At 60.8% G+C, this 21368-nt stretch carries 23 protein-coding genes; 11 read left to right on the plus strand and 12 right to left on the minus strand.

Features of this window, described 5'->3' with window-relative positions; translation table 11 throughout:
• Positions 1-107 precede the first annotated feature (107 nt).
• The gene (locus tag HYPMC_RS11940; protein ID WP_013948208.1) at positions 108-1001 is read left to right on the plus strand and encodes a TIGR01459 family HAD-type hydrolase; all 894 of its coding nucleotides are present in this window, start codon (positions 108-110) and stop codon (positions 999-1001) included.
• A 12-nt stretch (positions 1002-1013) separates the two neighbouring features.
• Here the strand turns inward: HYPMC_RS11940 and HYPMC_RS11945 are convergent, their stop codons facing one another.
• The 3 genes from HYPMC_RS11945 to mdoH are packed head-to-tail and all read right to left on the minus strand — an operon-like array spanning position 1014 to position 4615.
• Positions 1014-2027, minus strand: a complete 1014-nt coding sequence (locus HYPMC_RS11945; RefSeq protein WP_013948209.1) for a hypothetical protein — start codon at positions 2025-2027, stop codon at positions 1014-1016.
• A 25-nt stretch (positions 2028-2052) separates the two neighbouring features.
• Positions 2053-2796, minus strand: a complete 744-nt coding sequence (locus tag HYPMC_RS11950) for an FkbM family methyltransferase (protein WP_013948210.1) — start codon at positions 2794-2796, stop codon at positions 2053-2055.
• A gap of 4 nt (positions 2797-2800) precedes the next feature.
• Complete coding sequence (mdoH, locus tag HYPMC_RS11955) at positions 2801-4615, minus strand: glucans biosynthesis glucosyltransferase MdoH (RefSeq protein ID WP_013948211.1); 1815 nt, start codon at positions 4613-4615, stop codon at positions 2801-2803.
• A 20-nt stretch (positions 4616-4635) separates the two neighbouring features.
• Between mdoH and HYPMC_RS11960 the strand changes: the two genes are divergently transcribed.
• Genes HYPMC_RS11960 through HYPMC_RS11975 form a run of 4 tightly spaced genes read left to right on the plus strand, consistent with a single transcriptional unit; the run spans position 4636 to position 7958 of the window.
• Entirely contained in the window at positions 4636-5661 is a 1026-nt protein-coding gene (locus HYPMC_RS11960) for a zinc-binding alcohol dehydrogenase (protein ID WP_013948212.1), read from the plus strand.
• Positions 5662-5684: 23 nt separating this feature from the next.
• A complete protein-coding gene (locus HYPMC_RS11965; RefSeq protein ID WP_013948213.1) occupies positions 5685-6089 on the plus strand; it encodes a 6-carboxytetrahydropterin synthase in 405 nt (134 codons plus the stop codon).
• Positions 6082-7128: a glycosyltransferase family 4 protein gene (locus HYPMC_RS11970; protein ID WP_024276064.1), complete on the plus strand. Its 1047-nt coding sequence runs from the start codon at positions 6082-6084 to the stop codon at positions 7126-7128. The genes HYPMC_RS11965 and HYPMC_RS11970 overlap by 8 nt, the downstream gene beginning before the upstream one ends.
• Positions 7125-7958 (plus strand): class I SAM-dependent methyltransferase, encoded by an 834-nt coding sequence (locus HYPMC_RS11975; RefSeq protein ID WP_013948215.1) that lies wholly within the window; start codon positions 7125-7127, stop codon positions 7956-7958. Before HYPMC_RS11970 ends, HYPMC_RS11975 begins: the two co-directional genes overlap by 4 nt.
• A gap of 12 nt (positions 7959-7970) precedes the next feature.
• Here the strand turns inward: HYPMC_RS11975 and HYPMC_RS11980 are convergent, their stop codons facing one another.
• Positions 7971-8570, minus strand: a complete 600-nt coding sequence (locus HYPMC_RS11980) for a cytochrome b (protein WP_013948216.1) — start codon at positions 8568-8570, stop codon at positions 7971-7973.
• Positions 8571-8575: 5 nt separating this feature from the next.
• Entirely contained in the window at positions 8576-9247 is a 672-nt protein-coding gene (locus tag HYPMC_RS11985; protein WP_013948217.1) for a RibD family protein, read from the minus strand.
• 196 nt (positions 9248-9443) lie between these two features.
• Between HYPMC_RS11985 and HYPMC_RS11990 the strand changes: the two genes are divergently transcribed.
• Entirely contained in the window at positions 9444-11219 is a 1776-nt protein-coding gene (locus HYPMC_RS11990; protein WP_013948218.1) for a glucan ABC transporter ATP-binding protein/ permease, read from the plus strand.
• A gap of 54 nt (positions 11220-11273) precedes the next feature.
• On the opposite strand, the gene HYPMC_RS11995 is transcribed toward HYPMC_RS11990, so the two are convergent.
• From HYPMC_RS11995 to HYPMC_RS12015, 5 genes are all read right to left on the minus strand, one after another.
• Complete coding sequence (locus tag HYPMC_RS11995; RefSeq protein ID WP_013948219.1) at positions 11274-11915, minus strand: GTP cyclohydrolase II; 642 nt, start codon at positions 11913-11915, stop codon at positions 11274-11276.
• Positions 11916-12167: 252 nt separating this feature from the next.
• The gene (locus HYPMC_RS12000; RefSeq protein ID WP_013948220.1) at positions 12168-12605 is read right to left on the minus strand and encodes a CoA-binding protein; all 438 of its coding nucleotides are present in this window, start codon (positions 12603-12605) and stop codon (positions 12168-12170) included.
• A 5-nt stretch (positions 12606-12610) separates the two neighbouring features.
• Positions 12611-13036, minus strand: a complete 426-nt coding sequence (locus HYPMC_RS12005) for a VOC family protein (RefSeq protein WP_013948221.1) — start codon at positions 13034-13036, stop codon at positions 12611-12613.
• A complete protein-coding gene (locus HYPMC_RS12010; protein ID WP_013948222.1) occupies positions 13036-13851 on the minus strand; it encodes an enoyl-CoA hydratase in 816 nt (271 codons plus the stop codon). The genes HYPMC_RS12005 and HYPMC_RS12010 overlap by 1 nt, the downstream gene beginning before the upstream one ends.
• A 40-nt stretch (positions 13852-13891) precedes the next feature.
• Complete coding sequence (locus HYPMC_RS12015; protein ID WP_013948223.1) at positions 13892-14482, minus strand: hypothetical protein; 591 nt, start codon at positions 14480-14482, stop codon at positions 13892-13894.
• Between the two features lie 403 nt (positions 14483-14885).
• On the opposite strand from HYPMC_RS12015, the gene rplM reads away from it, so the two are divergent.
• From rplM to argC, 4 genes are all read left to right on the plus strand, one after another.
• The gene (rplM, locus tag HYPMC_RS12020; RefSeq protein WP_013948224.1) at positions 14886-15347 is read left to right on the plus strand and encodes a 50S ribosomal protein L13; all 462 of its coding nucleotides are present in this window, start codon (positions 14886-14888) and stop codon (positions 15345-15347) included.
• A gap of 5 nt (positions 15348-15352) precedes the next feature.
• Positions 15353-15832 carry a 30S ribosomal protein S9 gene (gene rpsI, locus HYPMC_RS12025; protein ID WP_013948225.1) on the plus strand — a complete coding sequence of 160 codons (480 nt, stop codon included), beginning with the start codon at positions 15353-15355 and terminating at the stop codon, positions 15830-15832.
• Between the two features lie 162 nt (positions 15833-15994).
• On the plus strand, positions 15995-16753 hold the full coding sequence (locus HYPMC_RS12030; RefSeq protein WP_013948226.1) for a TerC family protein: 759 nt from the start codon (positions 15995-15997) through the stop codon (positions 16751-16753).
• Entirely contained in the window at positions 16750-17691 is a 942-nt protein-coding gene (gene argC / locus HYPMC_RS12035; RefSeq protein ID WP_013948227.1) for an N-acetyl-gamma-glutamyl-phosphate reductase, read from the plus strand. The genes HYPMC_RS12030 and argC overlap by 4 nt, the downstream gene beginning before the upstream one ends.
• A 76-nt stretch (positions 17692-17767) precedes the next feature.
• On the opposite strand, the gene HYPMC_RS12040 is transcribed toward argC, so the two are convergent.
• The gene (locus tag HYPMC_RS12040) at positions 17768-18889 is read right to left on the minus strand and encodes a COX15/CtaA family protein (RefSeq protein ID WP_013948228.1); all 1122 of its coding nucleotides are present in this window, start codon (positions 18887-18889) and stop codon (positions 17768-17770) included.
• Between the two features lie 107 nt (positions 18890-18996).
• Between HYPMC_RS12040 and HYPMC_RS12045 the strand changes: the two genes are divergently transcribed.
• Positions 18997-19206, plus strand: a complete 210-nt coding sequence (locus HYPMC_RS12045) for a DUF2842 domain-containing protein (RefSeq protein WP_041300906.1) — start codon at positions 18997-18999, stop codon at positions 19204-19206.
• A gap of 14 nt (positions 19207-19220) precedes the next feature.
• On the opposite strand, the gene HYPMC_RS12050 is transcribed toward HYPMC_RS12045, so the two are convergent.
• Positions 19221-20756: a hypothetical protein gene (locus HYPMC_RS12050; RefSeq protein ID WP_157135433.1), complete on the minus strand. Its 1536-nt coding sequence runs from the start codon at positions 20754-20756 to the stop codon at positions 19221-19223.
• Positions 20757-21368 lie beyond the last annotated feature (612 nt).

The raw sequence follows: 21368 nt of genomic DNA on the forward strand, positions 1-21368 counted from the left end.
TGAACTTGCCTGCCCAATGTGCCGCTTTTAACTGACGCTCAACCTTGGCTATCAGAGAGCCTAGCAACCCGCGGACACAGGCTCCGTATCATTCGTTGAGATCTGATTTGCCGACATCATCGCTTCGCAACACGTCCAAGGTCCCTCCCGTCTTGGCTCACGCCGGTCTGCTTTTGAGCCGTTATGACGTCATCTTTTGCGATGTCTGGGGCGTGGTTCACAACGGCGTCACGGCGTTCGAGGGCGCATGCCGGGCGCTTGAGAAATTTCGCGCCGACGGCGGCACCGTCATTCTGGTGTCGAATGCGCCGGTTCCGAAGAAGCGCGTGGCGGACATGCTCGATTCCCGGCATGTGCCCAGAAGCGCCTGGGACGACATCGTGTCGTCGGGCGATATTGCGCTTCATCACCTGGATGAGAAGAAGTTCCAGCAGCTTTACTGCATCGGTCCGCAGGACCGCGATCAGGCGCTTTTTTCCGCGCTTCGGGCCCGCTCGGCCGAGTTGGAGGATGCCGAAGCGATCATTTGCACGGGACTCAACGACGACCGGCGAGAGACGCCGGAAGATTACCAGGGCATCCTCGAACGTGCGCTTGCAAAAGACATACCGTTCGTATGCGCCAATCCGGACTTGATCGTCGATGTCGGTGGCACCCTGCTCTATTGCGCAGGCGCCATCGCCGACCTGTACGAGAAGATGGGCGGCGTCGTCTATTGGGCGGGCAAGCCTTATCTCAGCGCGTACGAGACCGCGCATCGCAAGGCTGAGGGGCTTCGCGACAAGAACGTCGCGAAAGACAAGATCCTCGTCATCGGCGACGCCATCCGCACCGATATCAAAGGCGCGCAGAACTATGGCTGCGACGCCCTTTTCATTGCGTCGGGCATTCACCGCCACGAGACGGTCGACGGCATCGACCTGTCGGCGACAAAGCTTGCCGATCTGTTCACGGCCGACGCGCCGCCCGCCATTGGCGCAATGCTCGAACTCGCCTTGTAAGAGCGCCCGGCGCTACTTGATCGGCTTCGTCGAAACTTCGGCCGGGACTTCAGATTTTGGCCGCTTCGGCGTCGGTCCAGCCGAGAAGCTGTTGAAGACCACGTCAGGCGAGGTCGTGTTGTGCTGCGACGGTGTCAGGCGCCCGATCCAGATGTCGGTGGCGCGGGCGTGGTCGAACTTCATGATGTTGTCTTCCCGCCAGCCTTTGGCACCTTGTTCGCGCACTGCGATGCGCGCGGTATCGTTGTTGAATTCCGTGACGTACATCGAGCGCAGCATCGCAAACGGACTGCCGCTGATGCCGTGATCAAATGCAACGTCGAGCGCTAAACGATCGGTGTCGACGTTCACGACCTTCACGGTGGCCGTTCCTCCCCGTTCAAACGTCAGAGTGAACTGCAGCTTATCGGGATCGAATGCGGCTTCCTTGATCTTCACGAGCGGCCGTCCTTCTTTCTCAATCGGGCCGATGAGAAACGACGAGCCGTAAGCAGTGACGTCCATGTTCGCCGGCGTCATCGGACGAGGACGCCAATAGCCGTCTTGCGGATAGAGAACGAGAACCTCATCGGCGCGGCCGTTCTTCAACACCCAGACCTGCAGCATGTGGATGTTGTTGTAGACCTTGTCGCCGATGCGCACCGCGGCCGTCGCCGGGCGCCAGAACGAAGGATACGTATATCCGACCAGCCACAAATCCGGCTCGCCGACGAGCGTGATTTTTTTCGGAGGCACGGGAGCTTTATAAACTGGATCCTTCGACATGTCGCATGCCGTCCAATCCGGCTCGATATTGCTGCGCATGGCGGATGAAAGATAAACGGGATGCGCAGCCTCGATGCGGAACGAACGAACGTTCTTATTCGTGAACGCCACCGCGACGTTGTCTTTCTCGGCGCAAAGCACCGGCTCGCTTTCGTTCTCCACGTCGACGGCCAAGCCATCGAGAGACGCCGCCTGCACGGATATGAACGGCACAACAAGCGAGATTAGCATCAAGGCAAGCAAGCGGACGGACGACGGCATTCAATTCTCCGGTTTCAGGTGCTCATTATGGCGCGAGCATCGCATAGACGTCGCCCGAATTCGCATCGTGTGGCAGGTTGCTCAGGTATTCGGCGATTTCGGCATCCGTGAGCCAACGATCGAACGTGAGCATCTGGGTTTCGCCGAGAGACCAGTTGTAGCGATAGTCGCCAAGCTCCGAAAGTCGATCGAAGCATGCCATCGCGACACCGCGGGCAATCGTCGTGAATTCGAACGACAGCGCCTTTACCGGCTGTGAAAGGCCGCGCAAAGCTGCGTCTTCGAAACCTTCGACATCAATCTTGATGAACGCAGGAAGGCCGTAACGCGCGATGAGACCGTCGAGCGTCACCATTTCGATCAGCAGATGAGCGTCCCAGACCTGGCCTTCCCAGCCGGGCGCGCCTTCGGCTTGATGCACGAAGTCTTCCGACAAAGTCGAAACGGTCGGGTTCGCGGTGTTGACGAAGAGCTCGTGCATTCCAGCATCTGCTCCGACGGCGCGATCAACGATCTCGACGAGCGGATCGCGGCCGTGCAGGTGGGTGAGCGCAGAAAACAGCAGCGGCTGCGGCTCGACCGCGATGACTCTGGCACCGAGACGTCGAAACGACGAGACGCGGTCGCCGACGTGAGCACCGATATCAAACACGAGTGCGCCCGGCTCGATAAAGCGGCGATAGAGATCGTCCATGGCCTCGCGCGGCGCATCGGGGCCGAGATAGACCCGCAGCGATCGCATGACGCCCTGCAACGCTTGCGAGACCATTCCGCTACCGTCCAGCCTCAAGGGCGCGTATCTCGACGGGCGGCGCGAAATCTTCGGGAATGCCTGCGATACCGTGGCGCCGGAAAAAGCGGCCGACCGCCGGGCTCGCCGTGAAAAACGCAAACGGAATGGCGAGCAGATATCCTGCTGTCAGCGGCAGGCTCCAGAGCAGCAGTCGCGGAGAAATAACGGCCAGCGCCAGACAGAGCGAAATGCCGAACACGAGCTGCGGCCATAGCGCCTCTAAGGCTGTGCGCCATGAAAGCCCCGTGCCGTCGCGCTGTTGTCCGTTCCAAGCGATCGATTTCCCCAACACGAGCGCGATCATAAACATTGAGGTGCGAATTGTCGTGACGGAACCGAGAATGAGCGAAAACAAAATTTCGCCGACTGCGCTCAGCGAAAAACGGGCGTTCCCGCCGAAGCGGCGAACCTCTCCCGGCGTCATGACCGCATCGGCAATTCCTGCAAGTTTCGGCGCGAGGTGCATGACAATCAGGATGACATAAAGCATTTCGACGACATGCCACGGGAAGTCGGCGACATTTTGTGCGTTTAAGACCATAAGGGGCAAAAGGGCGGCGAACAGTGTCCAGGCCGGAACGCCGAGAAACATCAAAATCGCCCAAAAAAGCTGAAACCGGCTCACCGGCTTCAGGCCGGGTAGGCCGATCAGCCGAACGTATTGCAGATTGCCCTGGCACCAGCGGTTATCGCGCTGCATGAATTCGATGAGATCGGGCGGATTATCTTCATAGGAACCGGCCTCGACCGGCAGCACACGCACTTCGTAGCCCGCGCGACGCATCAGAACAGCTTCGACCTGATCGTGCGAGAGGATCTGTTTGCCGCCGAGCAGACCGTCCAGCGCGCAGTGCTCGACATAAGGCTTGATGCGCACAAGCGCGTTGTGTCCCCAGAACGGTCCGCAGTCGCCGACCCACCAGGCTTGGCCCATCGTGTAGGTGCGCATGCCGAGCCGCATGCCGAACTGGAAGATGCGCGCAAACGCCGATGATGACGGCGTGCCGACGACGAGGCTTTGCAGGATGCCCAGAAGGGGGTGCGCCTGCATGATACGGACGAGATCGACGATGGTTTCGCCGGTCATCAGGCTGTCGGCGTCGAGCGCCAGCATTAGCTCATAGTCGGCCCCCCAGCGCGCAGCGAAGTCGCGGACGTTCCCGGCTTTGAAGCCTGTGTTTTCGGTGCGGCGGCGGTAAACGATCCTCTCGCGATCCGCGTCGGCAGCGCGCCATTCGGCGATCAGACGTTCCTCTTCAGCCGCGATGTCGGCGCGGTTGGTGTCGCTCAGAATGAAATACGAAAAGCGCGCGGCATCGGATGTGCGATCGAGGCTGGCCTTGACGATCTTCAGTCGGAGAAGCGCCCGAGCCGGGTCCTCGTTGCGGATCGTCATCAAAACGGCGGTGTTAACCGTGATCGGCTGCGGTTCGCCGGTGGATGTCCAAAATGCCGCTTCACCGTTAGATTTCGTCCGCTTTCGCGCTCTGCTCCCATGAAGCTGCCACAGCCCGATGACAGCGTTCCAGAAGCCGAGAATCGGCCATGGAACACCGAGTGCCACGCATATGACCATGATCGCCGACATCAGCGTCCAGCCACCGTGGGCAAGAGCGTGTGCCGTGACGAGCACGATGAGGAGCCAGGTTGCAGTGTTCAATATGAAAGCCGTGCAACGCCGCCGGGCCAGCGTCGCTCTTGCATCGAGACCCGCCGGGGTCGTAAGGCTCTCGCACTCGACTATTGTCACAGCATCAGCCTTCGACATCCCGTCGCGCTCGGCACCGATCGTCATTACGGACCCAATCCTTCGCAATGAATGACCCGCAGAGCACCTTCGAACCCAACGCCCAGCCGACCCGCCGCAGCCAAGGCCAGATCGTGGTTGCGCGCGCGCTCTGGTACGTCAAGCCGGGCGTAGCCGAAATCCGGACCGAACGCCTTGCTCCGCCGCCTCCTGGCCATGTGCGGATTGCCGCCGAGTATTCCGCGATCAGCCGCGGCACCGAACGCCTCGTCGCCCTCGGTCAGGTGCCGGAAAGCGAATGGTCTCGCATGCGCGCGCCGTTGCAGGCTGGAGCATTCTCATTTCCGATCAAATACGGCTATTCGGCGACGGGCGTCGTTACAGCGGGCGCCGAGGCGCTCATCGGCCGGCGCGCCTTTGCGTTGCATCCGCATCAGGATTATTTTCAAGCACCGGAGACGATGCTGTCGCTGCTCCCCGAGGCCGTGCCGTCGCGCCGGGGCGTGCTCGCCGCCAACATGGAAACGGCACTCAACGCCCACTGGGACGCGGGCACGACGCTTGGCGACCGCGTGCTCGTCGTCGGGGCCGGCATCGTCGGTCTGCTGACGGCCTATCTCGCCCGGCGGATTGCGGGCACGGAGGTCGCGATCCTAGACGTCAATCCGGCACGGGCACGACTTGCCGAAGCGCTCGGCATTCGGTTCGTTTCACCATCGGACGTGCCAACGGATAATCGCATCGTCTTTCATGCGAGTGCGACCAGCGCCGGACTAGAAGCGGCGCTAAACGCCTGCGCATTCGAAGGTACGGTCGTCGAGATGAGCTGGTATGGATCGGAACCCGTGACGGTCAGGCTTGGCGGCACGTTTCACAGCCGGCGATTGAAAATCGTATCGTCTCAGGTCGGTCACGTCGCACCGAGCCACCGCGGAACACTGAAGCACGCCGATCGCCTTGCGCGCGCCATTGACCTCTTGGATGACGCCCGTCTCGACGCGCTCGTTTCGGAAGAGGTGCATTTCGACGATTTGCCATCGGTGTTGCCGCGGATCTGGTCGTCATCCGACTTGCCGCCGGTCATTCGCTATTAATCTCATCAGGTGAAGAAGCTCAGATGTTCTCCGTCGAAGTCCGCAACCGCATCATGATCGCCCACTCGCTACCGGATCCGTTTTTCGGACCGGCGCAAAACATGCACGGCGCAACCTTCGTGGTCGATGTCGCGTTCTTCCGCGAAGCGCTGACGGCGCAGAACGTCGTCGTCGATATCGGCGCGGCGCTTGACGTCCTGGGGCAAACGTTGAGGCCCCTCGCCTACCAGAACCTCGACACCCTGCCGCAGTTCAAAGGTGTGCTGACGACGACCGAATTCATTTGCAAATATATCTTCGACCAGATGGCGGCGGCGGCGCTGTCCGGCGCGCTTGGTGACGACGGAAAGACGCTCGCGCGGATCCGTGTCACGCTGTCTGAAACGGATCTGGCACGTGCGAGCTACGAGGGACCGATCGGTGGCTGAAGCGGTATTCGCCATTCCAGGAGACTTGAAAACGGCGACGGGAGGCTACGCCTACGATCGCCGTGTGATGGAATTGCTTCCAGCGTTCGGCGTTCCGGTTTCGGTGTTGGCGCTGCCCGCGTCGTTTCCCAATCCTACCGAAAGCGATCTGGAGGACGCGCGGCAGGCGCTTGCAGGATTGCCCGCAAATTCCGTGCTCGTCGTCGATGGCTTGGCGTTCGGCGCCTTCACCAACGACGTGCTCGATGCCATCAAGGGCCGCGTCGTCGGCCTCGTGCATCATCCGCTGTTTCTTGAAACGGGCCTGCCGCATGCGCGCAAAGTCGAATTGAAAGACAGCGAAGAACAAGCGCTAAGGCGTGCCAGCCACATCATCGTGACGAGCCGCGCGACGAAGCGGATCGTAACCGATCACATGGGGATCTCGTCGGAGAAAATCACCGTCGCGCAGCCTGGGACCGATCCGGCGCAGCGGGCAACCGGAACCGGCGCACCGCTGCAGATCCTCGCAGTTGGCGCTGTGATGCCGCGCAAAGGCTATGATCTTCTCGTCGAAGCCTTGGCGCCGCTGATCGACATCGATTGGCGGCTGACGATTGCGGGCGCGCTCGACCGTCATCGGCAAGCTGTCGAATCGGTGCAAGAGGCCATTCGCAGGCACGGGCTCGAAGATCGCGTTACGCTTGCGGGCAAAGTGGTGCCGGCTACGCTCGACCGCTTTTACGAGAGCGCAGATCTGTTCGTCTCGGCGTCTCTTTTCGAAGGATATGGCATGGTGCTGGCGGAAGCCATGGCGCGTGGACTGCCCATCGTGCTCGCAGCAGGCGGGGCTGCAGCCGACACAGCAGGCGAAGCCGCCGCACTGCATGTCGAAGCTGGCAACGTGCCGGAACTGACAGCGGCGCTGCAACGTGCGTTGACCGACAAAAAACTCCGCGATCGGCTCGCTGATGCGGCCTGGGAAGCGGGCCGAACGCTTCCGACCTGGCACGAAACGGCTCGCCGGATCGCTGCCGTTATTCTGGGACTTCGACCGTGAGTGACTTTTCCGCCGAATGGCTCGACCTGCGCGAGGCGGCCGATATGCGAGCGCGTAATCCGCAAGTCGCAAACGCCGTGTCCGCTCGCTTGGCGTTGCGCGACGAACTGAACGTCCTCGATCTTGGTTCCGGCACAGGCGCCAATCTTCGCGCGACGGCGCACCTTTTGCCATCGCGGCAAACGTGGACGCTTGTCGATCGCGACGCGGCATTGCTCGATGCTGCGCGCACGAAACTCACGCGTTGGGCCGACACGCACACGACCGAGGGCGACGCGCTGGAGCTAGAGAAAAGCGGACGCAAAATTCGCGTCATGTTCAAATCGGCGGATCTGGCACACGACACGCAAGCGTTGATCGCCGAGGGTGTTCAGCTCGTCACGGCGTCGGCGTTTTTTGACCTGACATCCGAGAGCTATATCCGCGAACTTGCGAAAGCCGTCGTCAGCGCTAAGGCGGCGTTCTACGCGACGCTCGTCTATAACGGCTTGCAGAAGTGGACGCCACATCGTCCGGCCGACAATCAAATGACAGCGGCGTTTCAGCGTCACCAGATGCACGACAAGGGTTTTGGCCCCGCGGCCGGGCCTCTGGCCGGTTCGCATCTCGTCGATCAGTTTCGCATCAACGGCTATCTGGCGCTGTCCGGTGAAAGCCCGTGGCGGCTCGATCGCGCCGATCGCATGCTGATCGAAGAGTTGGTGCGGGGCCACGCAGTCGCCGTCACAGAAGACGGCGGCGTCGATGAGAAGACCATCGTGACGTGGGTGAACGTGCCGCGCAGCGCAGCGTTCGTGGGGCACACCGACGTGTTCGCGGCGCCTCAGTAAGCGCGTCCTTTATCAGGCGACCCGCTTGGGGATCATCCGCTCGACCACCCGATCCCTGCGGACGAAATAGTGATAGACGGCGGCGATGATGTGCAGCGTAACGAAGCCGATGATCAGAAATGCCCCCAGTTCGTGCCACTCGAAGATTTCCTTCGAGAGGTCGTCATTCTTCACTGTCAGCATCGGCAAACGGAAATTGAAGATATCGAGAAAGTCGCCGTATGAGATGGCCAGATAGCCGAGAACGGGAACCGCGATCAGCAGCGCGTACAGCGCCCAGTGCACGAGATGGCTGATGCCGGTCAATGCGGGTGGCACGGTCGGGTCGGAGCGCGGTGCGCCCTGTGTCAGCCGGTAGAGCAGCCGCAGCACGACGAGCGTCAGCACAATCAATCCGAGCAACTTATGTGAGCTATAGAGATAGCCCGTCAGCGCATCCCAGACGCCTTTGACCGGTTCGCCCTTTTCATTGACCGACGGCATCTCATTGCCGCGGTACGACATGTAAAAGCCGAGGGGCAACTGAATGAAAATCAAAAGCGCGATCAGCCAATGAAAGGCGCGCGCCGTCGGCGTGTAGGTCGGGAGAGCATATTTCGGATCTTGGGCCATGGCCGCTAGCCTCGCCGTTGATGCCTCAAATCACAATCAAACAGCACGTCGCCGCCGTCAAGAACATGCACTGTCGTTTCGGGCCGCAACGCATCGCCGAGCCGGTCGACAGGCAACAGCGAAAGTCCTTGAATACCTGAACCCAATATCATTGGCGCGACAAGGATATGAAGACGATCAACCATATTTGCGTCGATGAAATTTGAAACCGTCGCGGCGCCGCCTTCCACCAAAATTTTCCTGAAGCCGCGCGCAAAAAGTGCCGTGACGATTGCGGACGGCGCCAGGAGTCCCTCCGTTGAGGCGACGACCAGCAGTTCGGCGCCTTCCGGAACGACGCGTTCATGATCGCCGATAACGAGGCATGGCTCGACGCCGACGGCAAGACAACGTGCTGATGCCGGGAGGCGTCCGCGCGGATCAATGATGACGCGGACGGGTTGCGGGCCATCGACGCGACGGACGGTGAGTTGCGGATCGTCGGCGATCACCGTTCCTACGCCGACGACGACGGCATCGACGTGGGCGCGAAGGCGATGCAGGTGATCGAGCGCCGCAGGGCCGTTGATCCAGCGTGACTCGCCATGTGTCGTCGCAATGCGCCCGTCGAGGGATTGGCCGAGCTGGGCAACGATGAACGGACGTTCAGGCGATGCGCTTAAAATGGCGTCAAACATCCCCGTTGCGTGGTTTTTAGCGGATGTCATACGGTCTTAGCGTGCTATAAGGCGCAAAACCGAGCGCAAAGAGCATTGGAGCCGAAGAGCTGACCGCCAATTTGAGCTGTCTACGGTTGATTTGCATGCCGCGCAATTCACCTGTCTTACCGGCGTTCTCCATGCCCTCTCCATTATCCTCTCATAGCATCCCGACATGACGACGAAACCGCTTGGCCTGATCGCAATCTACACGCGCTCGCTCGCCCTGCTCGCATCCGAGAAATATCTGGCGATGGGTCTTGCGGCTGCCGGCGTCGTCATCGCCGTCACGCAACTTGCCGAGCCCATTCTGTTCGGGCGCGTCGTGGACGCCTTGAGTAAAGGCGAAAGCGCTTTCGTCTATATCGGACTTTGGGCGCTCCTGGGACTGTTCGGCATTATCGCGGGCGTCATCGTCGGCATCAATGCCGACCGTCTGGCGCACCGGCAGAAGCTCGCGCATCTGGCGAGCGTTTTCGAAAAGACGATCTCGTTGCCGCAAAGCGCACACGCGGCCCGCGGTTCGGGCGCGACGATACGAACGATTTTGTCGGGAATGAGCGCGTTGTTCTGGTTGTGGCTCGGCGTCATGCGCGAGCAATTGGCGACCGTGTTCGGCATTATCCTGCTGGTGCCGACGGCGTTCGCCATGGACGTCCGGATGGCGACGATCCTGGTGGCACTGGCCGGCGCCTATACGCTGATGCACGTCTTCGTCGTCAAGCGGACCGCAGTCGGGCAGGCCGCGGTCGAAGATCATGAGACGGCGCTGTCGAGCCGCGTGGTCGATGTCGTCGGCAACGTCACTGTGGTGCAGAGCTACGGACGGCTCAAAGCCGAAGCCGATGCGCTGCGCGGACTCGCGAACGATCTTTTGTCGGCTCAGTACCCAGTGCTGACGTGGTGGGGCGTGTTGACCGTGATGCAGCGTTCGGCGGCAACGCTGACGATGGTCGTTATTTTTACGGCGGGCGCCGTTCTCGTCGGGCGCGGTGAGCTGACCGTCGGGCAGATCGTCAGCTTCGTGGCTTTTGCGACGTTGCTGATCTCGAAGCTCGATCAGCTTTCGGGCTTTGCCGTGCGCATAGATCAGCAAGCGCCGACGATCACGGCTCTGTTCGATTTGATGGATGAAGTCGGCGCGGTCGGCGACGCGCCCGGCGCAAAGCCGCTTGCGGCCGTCGAAGGCGCCGTCGCGTTCGATCACGTCAACTTCCGCTACGACGGCAGCCCGCAGGGCATCACTGACTTGTCGTTCGCGGCGAAGGCCGGCGAAACGGTTGCGTTTGTCGGACCGACGGGATCGGGCAAGTCGACGACGATTGGCTTGCTCCAACGTTTCCTGAAACCCAGCTCGGGACGGGTATTGATTGATGGGCAGGACATTGCGGGCGTGACGCTCGCATCGCTGCGCAGCAACATCGCGGTCGTGTTTCAGGACGCGGGGCTTTTCAACCGTTCGATCGGCGAGAACATCCGCATCGGCAGGCCGGGTGCGACAGACGCCGAGGTCGAGCACGCGAGCCGTCTGGCCGAAGCGCACGACTTCATCATGCGCAAACCGGGCGGATACGATTTCGTCATCGGGGAGCGCGGGCTGGCGCTGTCGGGGGGCGAGCGGCAACGCATCGCCATTGCGCGGGCCATTCTGAAGGACGCGCCGATCCTTATTCTCGATGAAGCGACGAGCGCACTCGATTCCGAGACAGAGGCGAAGATCAAGCGGGCGCTCGATACGTTGCGCGCCGGGCGTACAACATTCGTCATTGCGCATCGCTTGTCGACCGTTGCTGACGCCGATCAGATCTTTGTCTTGGACCAGGGGAAAGTCGTCGAGCACGGCCAGTTCACCGAGCTTGCGGAACGCGGCGGGCTTTTCTCGCGGCTCGTTGCCGAAGGCGGCTTCACGGTGCCGAAGACGACGGAGAAGCCGCGAGAACCGGTGGCGTGATGTGCGCTGTAGAGGATGGGGCCCTCTCGCCCAAGACCGGGAGAGGGCAAGACATCAGAGCTTGTGGGCCATACGGGCGCGCTTGGTGTCGAGGTAGCGCTGATTGAACTTGTTCGGCGCGGCGACGAGCGGCAGACGCTCGGCGATGCGGATGCCGTGCTGCTTGAGCGCCTGCTCCTTGGCGGGATTGTTCGACAGCAGCTTGATCTCCGACATGCCGAGGTCGCGCAGGACACGCGCCGTCAAACCATAATCGCGGCTATCGATCGGAGCACCGACTTCGATGTTGGCCTCAACGGTATCGAAGCCCTGATCCTGTAGCGCGTAGGCCTGGATCTTCTTGAAGAGGCCAATCCCGCGGCCCTCGTGATAGGGCACATAGATGATGGCGCCGTAGGGCACCTCGCTGACGATCTTCAGCGCGGCCTGGAGTTGCTGATAGCAGTCGCAGCGGAGCGAATGGAAGATGTCGCCGGTAACGCAGCCGGAGTGGACGCGGACCACGGGAACCGGCGCCGAGCCGTTAACGGCCGTCGGGTCGCGATGGATGAGGGCTAGGACCTGCTCTTCTTCGCTATCGCCCTGATAGGCGTGCGCTTCGAGCATTAACTCCTTGCCCTGAAAGTCGATGGGAAGAATGGTCTCGACCGACCAATCGGCTGGCATTTTCACGGACGTCAAGGCACCCGACTTCATCTTTGTATCGCTCCGGGATCTCAGAAGGCATATGCCCCATTTGCGAGGCGAACGCAAAGTCTCCTACCTAGGCGGCCTTTTGAATGTTCCGCAGGGAACAGCGAGGTAGCCACGAAATCCGCTAACGCGATTAAATGGGCATAGCCTTGCGGAAGATTAGGACGTCAGGATGACGCGGGGAGGGCTTCGGACCGAATTGGAATAAGCTTTATATCCGGGGCATGGCCCCTCACCCAACCAAAGAATGTCGAATTATGGGCGCGTCAGGCGGCTGAATTCGATTTTCGGACAGCGGTCCATGACGACGGTCAGACCGGCGGCGCGGGCTTCGGCTGCGGCATCTTCATTAATGACGCCGAGTTGCATCCAAATCACGCTCACGCCCAGACGGCCCTTCTCGGCGATCACCTCACGGACGATCGCCGGAACGGCGTCGGAGTTGCGGAAAATATCGACGACGTCGGCGGGCGGAGGAAGGTCGGCCAGCGTTGCATGGACCGATTGGTCGTGAATGGTCTTGCCGGCGATGGCGGGATTGACGGGTTTCACTGTGTAGCCTTTGGCGATCAGAAACCGCATCACGTCGTAGCTCGCCCGCTCGGGTTTCTGAGATGCTCCGACTACTGCAAATGTTTTGACGCGCGCAAGGATGGCGCGGATTTCGGCGTCGTCCAAACCGTCGATCGTCATCCTACTCATTCCGGCAGCGTAACCCGTCCGTCGGCGTCCAACGGCATGAACGGGTTGAAGGCGACTTCCCAAAGGTGGCCATCGGGGCCGGAGAAGTATCCGGAGTATCCTCCCCAGAATGCCTTCTGGCCCGGCTTTAGCAGCGTCGCGCCAGCCGCCACGGCTTCGGAGATAGCCCTATCGACCTCGGCTTCCGAACTGACGTTGTGCGCGAGGGAAATGCCGCTGAAACCGGATTTCGTAGCAGCCACGCCAGCGTCATCGGCCAGCGCCTCGCGACCGAAAAGCGACAGTACAACGCCCCCTGCATCGAAAAAAGCAACGCCATCATGGCTCGCGGATGACGGGCGGAAGCCCAGCGCTTCGTAGAATGCCCGAGCTTTTCCGACATCGCTCACCCCGAGTGTGACAAATGAAAGCCGCGCCGCCATCAACGGTCCTTCCATTCGGGATGACGCTTTTCGATGAAGGCGCAGATCCCCTCGCCTGCGTCGGCCGTCAGCATATTGTTGACCATCACCTCGCTGGCATAGGCATAAGCGTCCTCAAGCGGCATCTCCGCTTGGCGATAGAACGCCGCTTTGCCGATGGCGACGGTCGCCTTCGATTTGGCTGCGATGATGCGCGCCATGCTCAGCGCTTCGTCCATGACTTTGTCCGGCGCCACGACGCGATTGACGAGGCCGAAGCTCAGCGCATCCGCTGCGGACAAGGCTTCGCCGAGCAGCAGCATTTCCATCGCACGCTTACGCGAGATGTTGCGGGAGAGCGCAACCATTGGCGTCGAGCAGAAAAGGCCGATATTCACGCCGGGCGTGGCGAAGTCGGCCGTCTCGGCAGCGATGGCGAGATCGCAGGTTGCGACGAGCTGGCAGCCGGCGGCGGTGGCGCGCCCCTCGACCGCGGCGATAACCGGTTTCGGACAGGCGACGATGGCGCGCATCATTGCCGAGCAGGCCGTCATCGTTTCGCGGAAAAACGCCTCGCCGCCATCGGAATCGACGCGGTGGGCGGTCATTTCTTTCAGATCGTGGCCGGATGAATAGACCTTGCCACTTGCCGCAAGAATAATGACGGCGACGCTCGGATCGGCGCCCAAACGCTCGACGGTATCGTGCAGTTCACGAATGACAGCGCGGGAAAGCGCGTTACGCGCCGCAGGCCGGTTGAGCGTTAGCCGTACAATGCCGGGCTCAACGGTCTCGACGAGGACCAGCGGGGCAGCTAAGGGCGAAAGATCCTGCATTCGGGCACTCCGTGCGTGACGCCCGTCCACGAGCGTTTCGCTACTGTAACGCCTTCTCGATCTCGGCGCGATGCGCTTTCACGATCTCGACGTTCTCCTTGTATTGGAGGCGCGGCGTCGTGCCGATCGCTTCATTCAACTCGTCAAGAAGCTGCTTCTTGTCGGCGTCTGGGATCGTCGTATCCTTCTCGACTTCCTCGCGCTCTTTTTTCAGCGCATCAACCGGATCGACGAAGTTGCCGGTGCCGGAGTCCAGTCCGGCCATGACGATCGAGATGTTCGCGGCGACGTCATCCAGTTCGGCGAAGGTTTTGAAGCCGTGCTTCTTTGCGATGCCTTCGAGTTCCGACTGGAGTGCTGGATCGGGCTTGTCACCCGCCGCCTGGATTTTGCTGGCGATCGCCGCGAGGTCGGCCTGCGCGGCGATGAAGCGCGTCACTTGATCGTCGGTCAGCTTGATCTGCTTCACATCGTCGGGAGCAGGCGCGTCCGAGCCGCTGGCATCGCCCTGCGCGGCCGGAGGATTGGTCGGTGCGGCGACATCTTCGGCGTTCGCCAGTGTCACGCTGGCAGCGAGAGCGAGCCCCCCGATGATCGTGCGCAGCGCCGCCTTGGCCAGAAAGACCGACATCGTGTTCCTCCAGTACACTTTCCGCATCACGCGGACCTGTTGCCCCGCGACCTCTTACGCCCACTCGGACGATAACGAGAAAGCTTCCGCCGTTCCGCTTTCAGATTTCGGTCCCGGTGTGGCGCGCGAAGATCAGTGTGGGATTTAATCCATGCTCCCTGCACCGCCCATGAACAAGGCTTGCACGGCGGGGAAGCTGGGACCGGCGTGAGGTGGTATTGTAATACCGCAATGTGGTGTTATTTTACCGTATTTATTATCTATTTGATTTTGCTATATAATATTAGAAACAAGAAATTGTTCTTGCCAAGGATCGGTATTTCTGCGTATTCACGCCGCTTCTCGGAACGCCACGCGACCAGCCGTCTGGGCGCGGAGCCATCCGCCAAGGAGCTTCAATATAATGTCTACCTATGTCGCCAAGCCGGCCACGGTGGAGAAGAAGTGGGTCCTCATCGACGCCGAAGGGCTCGTTGTCGGCCGCCTCGCCGCTCTCATCGCGACGCGCCTCAAGGGCAAGCACAAACCGATCTACACGCCACACGTCGATTGCGGTGACAACATCGTCGTCATCAACGCCGAGAAGGTCGTCTTCACCGGCGCCAAGCGCGAAGACAAAGTCTACTACAAGCACACCGGCTATCCGGGCGGCATCAAGGAACGGACGCCGAAGCAGATTCTCGACAGCAAGCATCCGGAACGGATCATCGAGAAGGCCGTCGAGCGCATGCTCGCCCGCGGACCTCTTCATCGCCAGATCATGCGCAACCTTCGCGTCTACAAGGGCGCCGCGCATCCGCATGAAGCGCAGAACCCGGAAAAGCTCGATATCGCGAAGCTCAACCGCAAGAACGTGAGGGTCTAATATCCATGGTTACCGAAACAAAGACCCTCGCCGATCTCGCGGCCGTCAAGGGCTCGGAGCCCGAAGCGGCGCCGGTGCGCACGCAGAAGCTCGACAAGCTCGGCCGCGCTTACGCAACAGGTAAGCGCAAGAACGCCGTCGCTCGCGTCTGGCTGAAGCCGGGCAAGGGCACGATCACGGTCAACGAGAAAGACTATAAGGCCTACTTCGCACGTCCGGTTCTGCAGATGCTTCTGCAGCAGCCACTCGATCTCGCGAACCGCGCCACGCAGTATGATATCCGTATTTCCGTCGCTGGCGGCGGTCTCTCGGGTCAGGCCGGTGCCGTGCGTCACGGCATCTCCAAGGCTCTCACCTATTATGAGCCGGAGTTGCGCGGTGTGCTGAAGAAGCAGGGCTTCCTGACGCGCGACAGCCGCGTTGTCGAACGTAAGAAGTACGGCAAGGTGAAAGCTCGTAAGTCGTTCCAGTTCTCGAAGCGCTAATCAAACAGCGATCGCCTGGGACGAAAGCACAGCCCGCCACCTTGGCGGGCTGTTTGCTTTTCTGGCTCGGAAGGGTTGTCGCAGAGGCGCCGTGATGCCACATAGCCACTGGCTTTCGGCCGTTGTGGCACAGGCTTAAGGACCGGGGGGTTCGGAGAGAGAATGGACGCAGTATTAAACGGCATTCATGACCTATGGACGGTTCTTGTAACGGACATCGGCTTACTGCTCTCACCGCACTGGTGGCGGACCCACGCCGTGCCGCTGTTCAACATCCTGATGATCGATCTGACGCTCGCGGGCGACAACGCCATCGTGGTGGGCATGGCAGCATCCCGCGTCGAGAAGTCGATGCGGACGAAGGTTATCTTCTGGGGCATCCTCGGCGCCGTGATCCTGAGGATCATTTTCTCCGGCATCGCGCAGCAGATGCTGCAAGTCATCGGACTGACGCTTGCAGGCGGCATCCTGCTGCTGTTCGTGTGCTGGAAAATGTACAAGCAGATCGTCGAAGCCGACACGCATTCCATTCACGAGGTCGAAAAGAACCTCGCCTCAGGCGCCCCGCATCCGAACCCGGTGTCGTTCTGGGGCGCTCTTTGGACGATCATCCTCGCCGACCTTTCAATGTCGCTCGACAACGTGCTTGCGGTCGCGGGCGCGGCGGGTGAATCGACGCTCGTCCTCATCATCGGTTTGGCGATCGCCATCGTTCTTATGGCAGTTGCCTCGACGTACATCGCCAAGCTGCTCGCGCGCTATCCCTGGATCGCCTGGGTCGGCCTTGCCATCATCTTGTATGTTGCGCTCGACATGATCTATCGCGATAGCCACCGGATCGCCTGTGCCAACTATGGCATCGGCTGCTCGGAAACGATCTGGGAAGGCATCAAGCATCGCATCGGGATGTGGTTAGGATGACGACCGCAACACAAACGAAGCTCGCGCGGGTTTTCATTGATGGCGAGGCCGGAACGACCGGCCTCGAAATCCGCGAGCGGCTGGCTGGCGTCGCCGGTATCGACGTTAAAAGCATCGATCCGGCCAAGCGGAAGGATCGTGCCGCGCGGGCAGATATGCTGCGCGACGTCGATCTCGTCGTGCTGTGCCTGCCGGACGATGCTGCCCGCGAGACCGTGGCGCTTGCCGATGAACTCGGGGCGCAAGCGCCGAAGATCGTCGATGCTTCGACGGCGCATCGCGTCGCGGAAGGCTGGGCTTACGGTTTCGCCGAACTGACGCCCGGCCACGCCGACGTCATCCGGAGAGCGATGCGTGTCGCCAATCCCGGCTGCTATCCGACGGGCGGGATCGCGCTGCTGCGGCCGCTGGTCGACGCGGGCATCATCGAGCCGGACTATCCGATCACAGTCAATGCCGTGTCGGGGTATTCGGGCGGCGGACGGACGATGATTGAAGCCTATGAGGCTGGTACGGCGCCGTCGTTCGAGCTTTACGGACTCGGCCTGGAGCACAAGCATGTGCCCGAGCTACAGAGGTATTCGGGTCTATCGCGGCGGCCGATTTTCGTGCCGAGCGTCGGCAACTTCCGGCAAGGGATGCTCGTCTCCGTGCCCTTGCATCTCGATACACTGCCGGGCAAGCCGTGCCTGCGCGATATCGAGCGTGTGCTGGAAGAGCACTATCGCGGCAGTACGTACGTGAGCGTTATCGCCGAGCCATCGGCGAAGATGAACCGCCTCGAAGCCGAAGCACTGAACGGAACGGACAAGCTTGAACTGTACGTCTTCGGAAAGGCTGCGCTGAATCAGGCGGTGCTCGTCGCGCGGCTCGACAATCTCGGCAAGGGCGCGGCCGGCGCGGCCGTTCAGAACATCAAACTGATGCTCGGCCTGTAAGCGGCATTCGCATTTCGCTCGAAACAAGCTCGTCGCCCCTCCCCGTCAAGGGGAGGGAGATTGAGCGAGTGGAACGTCAGGCGGATGCGCGACCGCGGGCGGCGAAGTAATCGCGCGGAACGATCCCAGCGCGGCGCGTTGCGTGCAAATGCACGACAGCCAGAATGAAAACGATCGCGCCGCCTGCCTGATGCGACAGGGCTAGGTCGAGACGCATGTGCAGCAGCAGCGTCGTAATGCCGAGCGCAATCTGGAAGACGACCGCTGCGCCGAGCCATTGCGACGTCAGGCGGATGCGATCATCGACTGGCGTGCGCGTCGTCAGCCAAATCTGAAAAAAGGCCAAAGCGGCGACGAGATAGGCCACCATGCGGTGATTGAACTGCGAGGCGGCATGACCTTCGAAGAAGGTCAGATAAGCAGGCTTGATCCAATAGTCGCTGGGAATGAACTGACCATCCATCGACGGCCACGTGTTGTAGATGTACCCAGCCCTGAGCCCCGCCACGAAAGCTCCGAGCATGACCTGAATAAGAACCGTGGCAACGATGATGGCGGCCATACGCTTGATCAACGGCGTCGCCACCTCGCCCGTGATGCGCTCCTCGCGCGGCCATTCTTCGAGCGCCGCCCAAACGAGCAGACCGAGGATCATGAACGCCGTCACCAGATGCAGCGCGAGCCGGTACTGGCTTACTTCGATGCGCTCGCTCAAACCGGAGCTGACCATGTACCAGCCAATGAAGCCCTGAAGTCCGCCCAGCGCGAGGATGCCGAGAAACTTCTTTCCCGTGCCGCGCTTCAGTTTGCCGGTCCACCAGAAGTACAGAAACGGAATGGCGAACACGAAGCCGATGGCACGGCCGAGCAGCCGGTGGCTCCATTCCCAATAGTAAATGAATTGGAACTGATCGAGGGACATGCCATCATGAATGGCCGTGTACTGTGGGATCTGTTTGTACTTGTCGAACGCCGCCATCCAGTCGGCTTCGTTCAGCGGCGGGATCGCGCCGAGGATCGGTTGCCATTCGGTGATCGAAAGCCCGCTTTCCGTCAGTCGCGTGGCGCCCCCGACGACGACCATCGCCAGCACCAGCGCGGCCACGAACCAAAGCCAGAGCGAAACGGAGCGGCGACCGGCGTCTTTACTGTTTTGGGCTGTCGTGCCGCGATTATCGGAAAGTTGCATCGTGCTCATCGGCGGGGCATATCCTCAAGCCGTTTAATCGGGGTGTGATACTCTTTCATTGAGGCGGAGCAATGCGCCCATGCGGCGCGGGCTTCAACGCGGGCGATTGTCGGGCTATGATGCAGCGCAAAAGAAAGCTTCTCGGCACGGTAGCTCTGCTTTTGCTCGTGGGCATCTATGCAGTCCTGGCGGTCGCAGTCGCGGTTGTCCTGCAGGTTCGCAACGTCAGTAAATTTGCGGAGCTTGCCTATTACGCGGTCGCCGGACTGCTGTGGACGCTCCCGGCCGCGTGGCTCATCAGCTGGATGCAACGTCCCGACCGCTGAAACAGAGAACGCGGCTAGGCGTGCTGAATGGCTAACTCACGCGCGCGCGTCGCACGGGCAATGCGCTGCGCCATGGCCGAAACGGCCGGCTCGGGACGCCGATAATGCAAGATATCGATGTCGGTGACGTCAAAACTCAGGAAGGTCGTTGCGTCGCTCGGCGATGACGTGCCGTCGCCATTCGGCTCGACTGTAATCCCGGCATCGAAACGGCCTTCGATACATTCGAACAATGCACGCGCTTCGTTGTGACGTCCTGTCACGACGATATGGTCATAAACCTCGTCCAAGGCATCGAGCGCTAGGTTCAGCAGGTCGGCGTCCAACTTGCGACCGCCGTACGGAAGCGCAACGCCACTAGCAATCACTTGAGCGCGACTGCCGGGCAGCCGATGGATGATATCGTCGAAGGTTGCGCGGCCCTGCAACAGATCGTTCCAGCCCACGCTCGCCTCGACCCCGGCTGCCTTCGCAAATCCTTTCCCGCTCGGGCTCCAATCGATCAGGATTGTTTGCGCGCCGCAGCCAGCGAGAACTTTCGCCAACTCCAGCGATTGCTCGTAGGGAATGACGTCCTCGCTCTCCGACGTGATGAGTGTGCGGTGTCCGCCTCCCGACGGCCGCTGCGCCTTGAGGCGGAGGGCGAGCTTTTCGATTTCGGTAAAGGCGGTGGATTGATCGTGCGTCATGGCGGATGGCACAGCGGCGATGTCATCCGGCTCGGCGGGCAGTTCAGTGGCCTCTGATATATTCTCAGCCAGCACGGCCTCGTCCGCGATCTCGGGCTTGGTCTCCAGAAGCGGTTCTGGCTTTGGCGTGGGCGCATCCGCGTGCGAGGCTGATGGTTTTACAGGTTGCCGCTTCGGCAGTCCGCGCAGCGCGGTTATCGCGACGATCCACGCGACAGCGAACAATGCAAAGGCCGCGCCTGCCAGGACCGAAAGCTCGATCTTCTTCGGGTAGGCGGGTACGGCGTTCGCCACGGCCTTCGATAGGATATGCGCGACGGGCGGTGCCGCCGCTTTATTCTTGGGAGCCTCCGGTGCGCGATAGAGACCCATCTGCACGCTTTTGGCCTCTTGCGCGAGCATCGCGGCATATTTGTCGGCGATGGCATTCGCGATTTTGGCAGCGCGCACAGGATCAAGAGACGTCGCGCGGATGACGATGGCGTGACGGTCATTCGTGCCGTGGATGTCGAGGCTGTTGCGCAAAGCCGCGACGACGCGCGTCAATTCGTTGGCACCGCCGCCGTCGTTGTCCAATCCGACCGCGCGCCGCGCGGCATGAAGCAGATCGACCGGCCCCAGCGCGCTGTTGAACTCGGGCTGCTTGGCGAGCGCGAGCTCATCAGCGATGGGACGCAACAAGAAAGACGATTCCAGAGCGCCGATGTAGGTGCTGATTGCGGCCTGATCCATTGCAGCCGGTGACGTGGCGCCTTCCGGCTGGATAGCGATTGCGGTTTCGCTTTCATACTGCGGCGCGATCAGCGAGAGCACCGCATATGTCACCGTACTGACAAATGCGCTCAACAGGAGGAGCAGCATAGCCCTCTGCTTCAGCGCTTCCGTTATGGTCGGCGCTTGACGGGGTTCAGGCAACGCAGACACACGCGACGGCATCACTTTCAGGGCTCAGTCCGGGGTTTCGGCAACGCCCCGAGTAAGCGTCTGGCGAAGTTAGCAAGTGCTTAATGGAAATGAAAAGATTGGAGACAATTGCGCGCGCCCGACGAATTCACAGGGCGCATCATCGAAGAGTCGCAATAGCAAAACCGGGTAAAGGCGCGGGGCTTGCGACTGGAAACTTTTCCCGCAAATCAGGGAATAATTCCCGAAAGAACGCCATTGCGCTTCGAGTCAGCAACGAATTGCAGATCCGAAAAAGCGCGGTTTTCTCGTTCCTGCGCGCATATCCTCGGTAATTGTTGCATTTCGCGACGGCTCGTTTGCGGTTCGCGATAGTCGATCATCTCCAATAGGCGTATGCGATTGAAGTTGGCGGCGTAGGAACGAAAATACGGCGTCATGAAATGGTACGCTCCGGCATTCGAATTCGTTTACAAACGATGAAATGCAGGTTCTTTGCCATTCGCCGACCGACGTTTTGGCAACTTTGCTTGACGCACACATCGGCGTGGGCCAAGAAGTTACAATGTT

The organism is Hyphomicrobium sp. MC1, assembly GCF_000253295.1.
Classification (GTDB): Bacteria; Pseudomonadota; Alphaproteobacteria; order Rhizobiales; family Hyphomicrobiaceae; genus Hyphomicrobium_B.

Excerpts from the sequence above, each read along its gene's own strand:
- HYPMC_RS11945 (WP_013948209.1), bottom strand. The coding sequence starts at position 2,027 with ATGCCGTCGTCCGTCCGCTTGCTTGCCTTGATGCTAATCTCGCTTGTT.
- HYPMC_RS11950 (WP_013948210.1), bottom strand. The coding sequence starts at position 2,796 with ATGGTCTCGCAAGCGTTGCAGGGCGTCATGCGATCGCTGCGGGTCTAT.
- mdoH (WP_013948211.1), bottom strand. The coding sequence starts at position 4,615 with ATGACGATCGGTGCCGAGCGCGACGGGATGTCGAAGGCTGATGCTGTG.
- HYPMC_RS11960 (WP_013948212.1), top strand. The coding sequence starts at position 4,636 with ATGAATGACCCGCAGAGCACCTTCGAACCCAACGCCCAGCCGACCCGC.
- HYPMC_RS11965 (WP_013948213.1), top strand. The coding sequence starts at position 5,685 with ATGTTCTCCGTCGAAGTCCGCAACCGCATCATGATCGCCCACTCGCTA.
- HYPMC_RS11980 (WP_013948216.1), bottom strand. The coding sequence starts at position 8,570 with ATGGCCCAAGATCCGAAATATGCTCTCCCGACCTACACGCCGACGGCG.
- HYPMC_RS11985 (WP_013948217.1), bottom strand. The coding sequence starts at position 9,247 with ATGTTTGACGCCATTTTAAGCGCATCGCCTGAACGTCCGTTCATCGTT.
- HYPMC_RS11990 (WP_013948218.1), top strand. The coding sequence starts at position 9,444 with ATGACGACGAAACCGCTTGGCCTGATCGCAATCTACACGCGCTCGCTC.
- HYPMC_RS11995 (WP_013948219.1), bottom strand. The coding sequence starts at position 11,915 with ATGAAGTCGGGTGCCTTGACGTCCGTGAAAATGCCAGCCGATTGGTCG.
- HYPMC_RS12000 (WP_013948220.1), bottom strand. The coding sequence starts at position 12,605 with ATGACGATCGACGGTTTGGACGACGCCGAAATCCGCGCCATCCTTGCG.
- HYPMC_RS12005 (WP_013948221.1), bottom strand. The coding sequence starts at position 13,036 with ATGGCGGCGCGGCTTTCATTTGTCACACTCGGGGTGAGCGATGTCGGA.
- HYPMC_RS12010 (WP_013948222.1), bottom strand. The coding sequence starts at position 13,851 with ATGCAGGATCTTTCGCCCTTAGCTGCCCCGCTGGTCCTCGTCGAGACC.
- HYPMC_RS12015 (WP_013948223.1), bottom strand. The coding sequence starts at position 14,482 with ATGTCGGTCTTTCTGGCCAAGGCGGCGCTGCGCACGATCATCGGGGGG.
- rplM (WP_013948224.1), top strand. The coding sequence starts at position 14,886 with ATGTCTACCTATGTCGCCAAGCCGGCCACGGTGGAGAAGAAGTGGGTC.
- rpsI (WP_013948225.1), top strand. The coding sequence starts at position 15,353 with ATGGTTACCGAAACAAAGACCCTCGCCGATCTCGCGGCCGTCAAGGGC.
- HYPMC_RS12030 (WP_013948226.1), top strand. The coding sequence starts at position 15,995 with ATGGACGCAGTATTAAACGGCATTCATGACCTATGGACGGTTCTTGTA.
- argC (WP_013948227.1), top strand. The coding sequence starts at position 16,750 with ATGACGACCGCAACACAAACGAAGCTCGCGCGGGTTTTCATTGATGGC.
- HYPMC_RS12040 (WP_013948228.1), bottom strand. The coding sequence starts at position 18,889 with ATGAGCACGATGCAACTTTCCGATAATCGCGGCACGACAGCCCAAAAC.
- HYPMC_RS12045 (WP_041300906.1), top strand. The coding sequence starts at position 18,997 with ATGATGCAGCGCAAAAGAAAGCTTCTCGGCACGGTAGCTCTGCTTTTG.
- HYPMC_RS12050 (WP_157135433.1), bottom strand. The coding sequence starts at position 20,756 with ATGCTGCTCCTCCTGTTGAGCGCATTTGTCAGTACGGTGACATATGCG.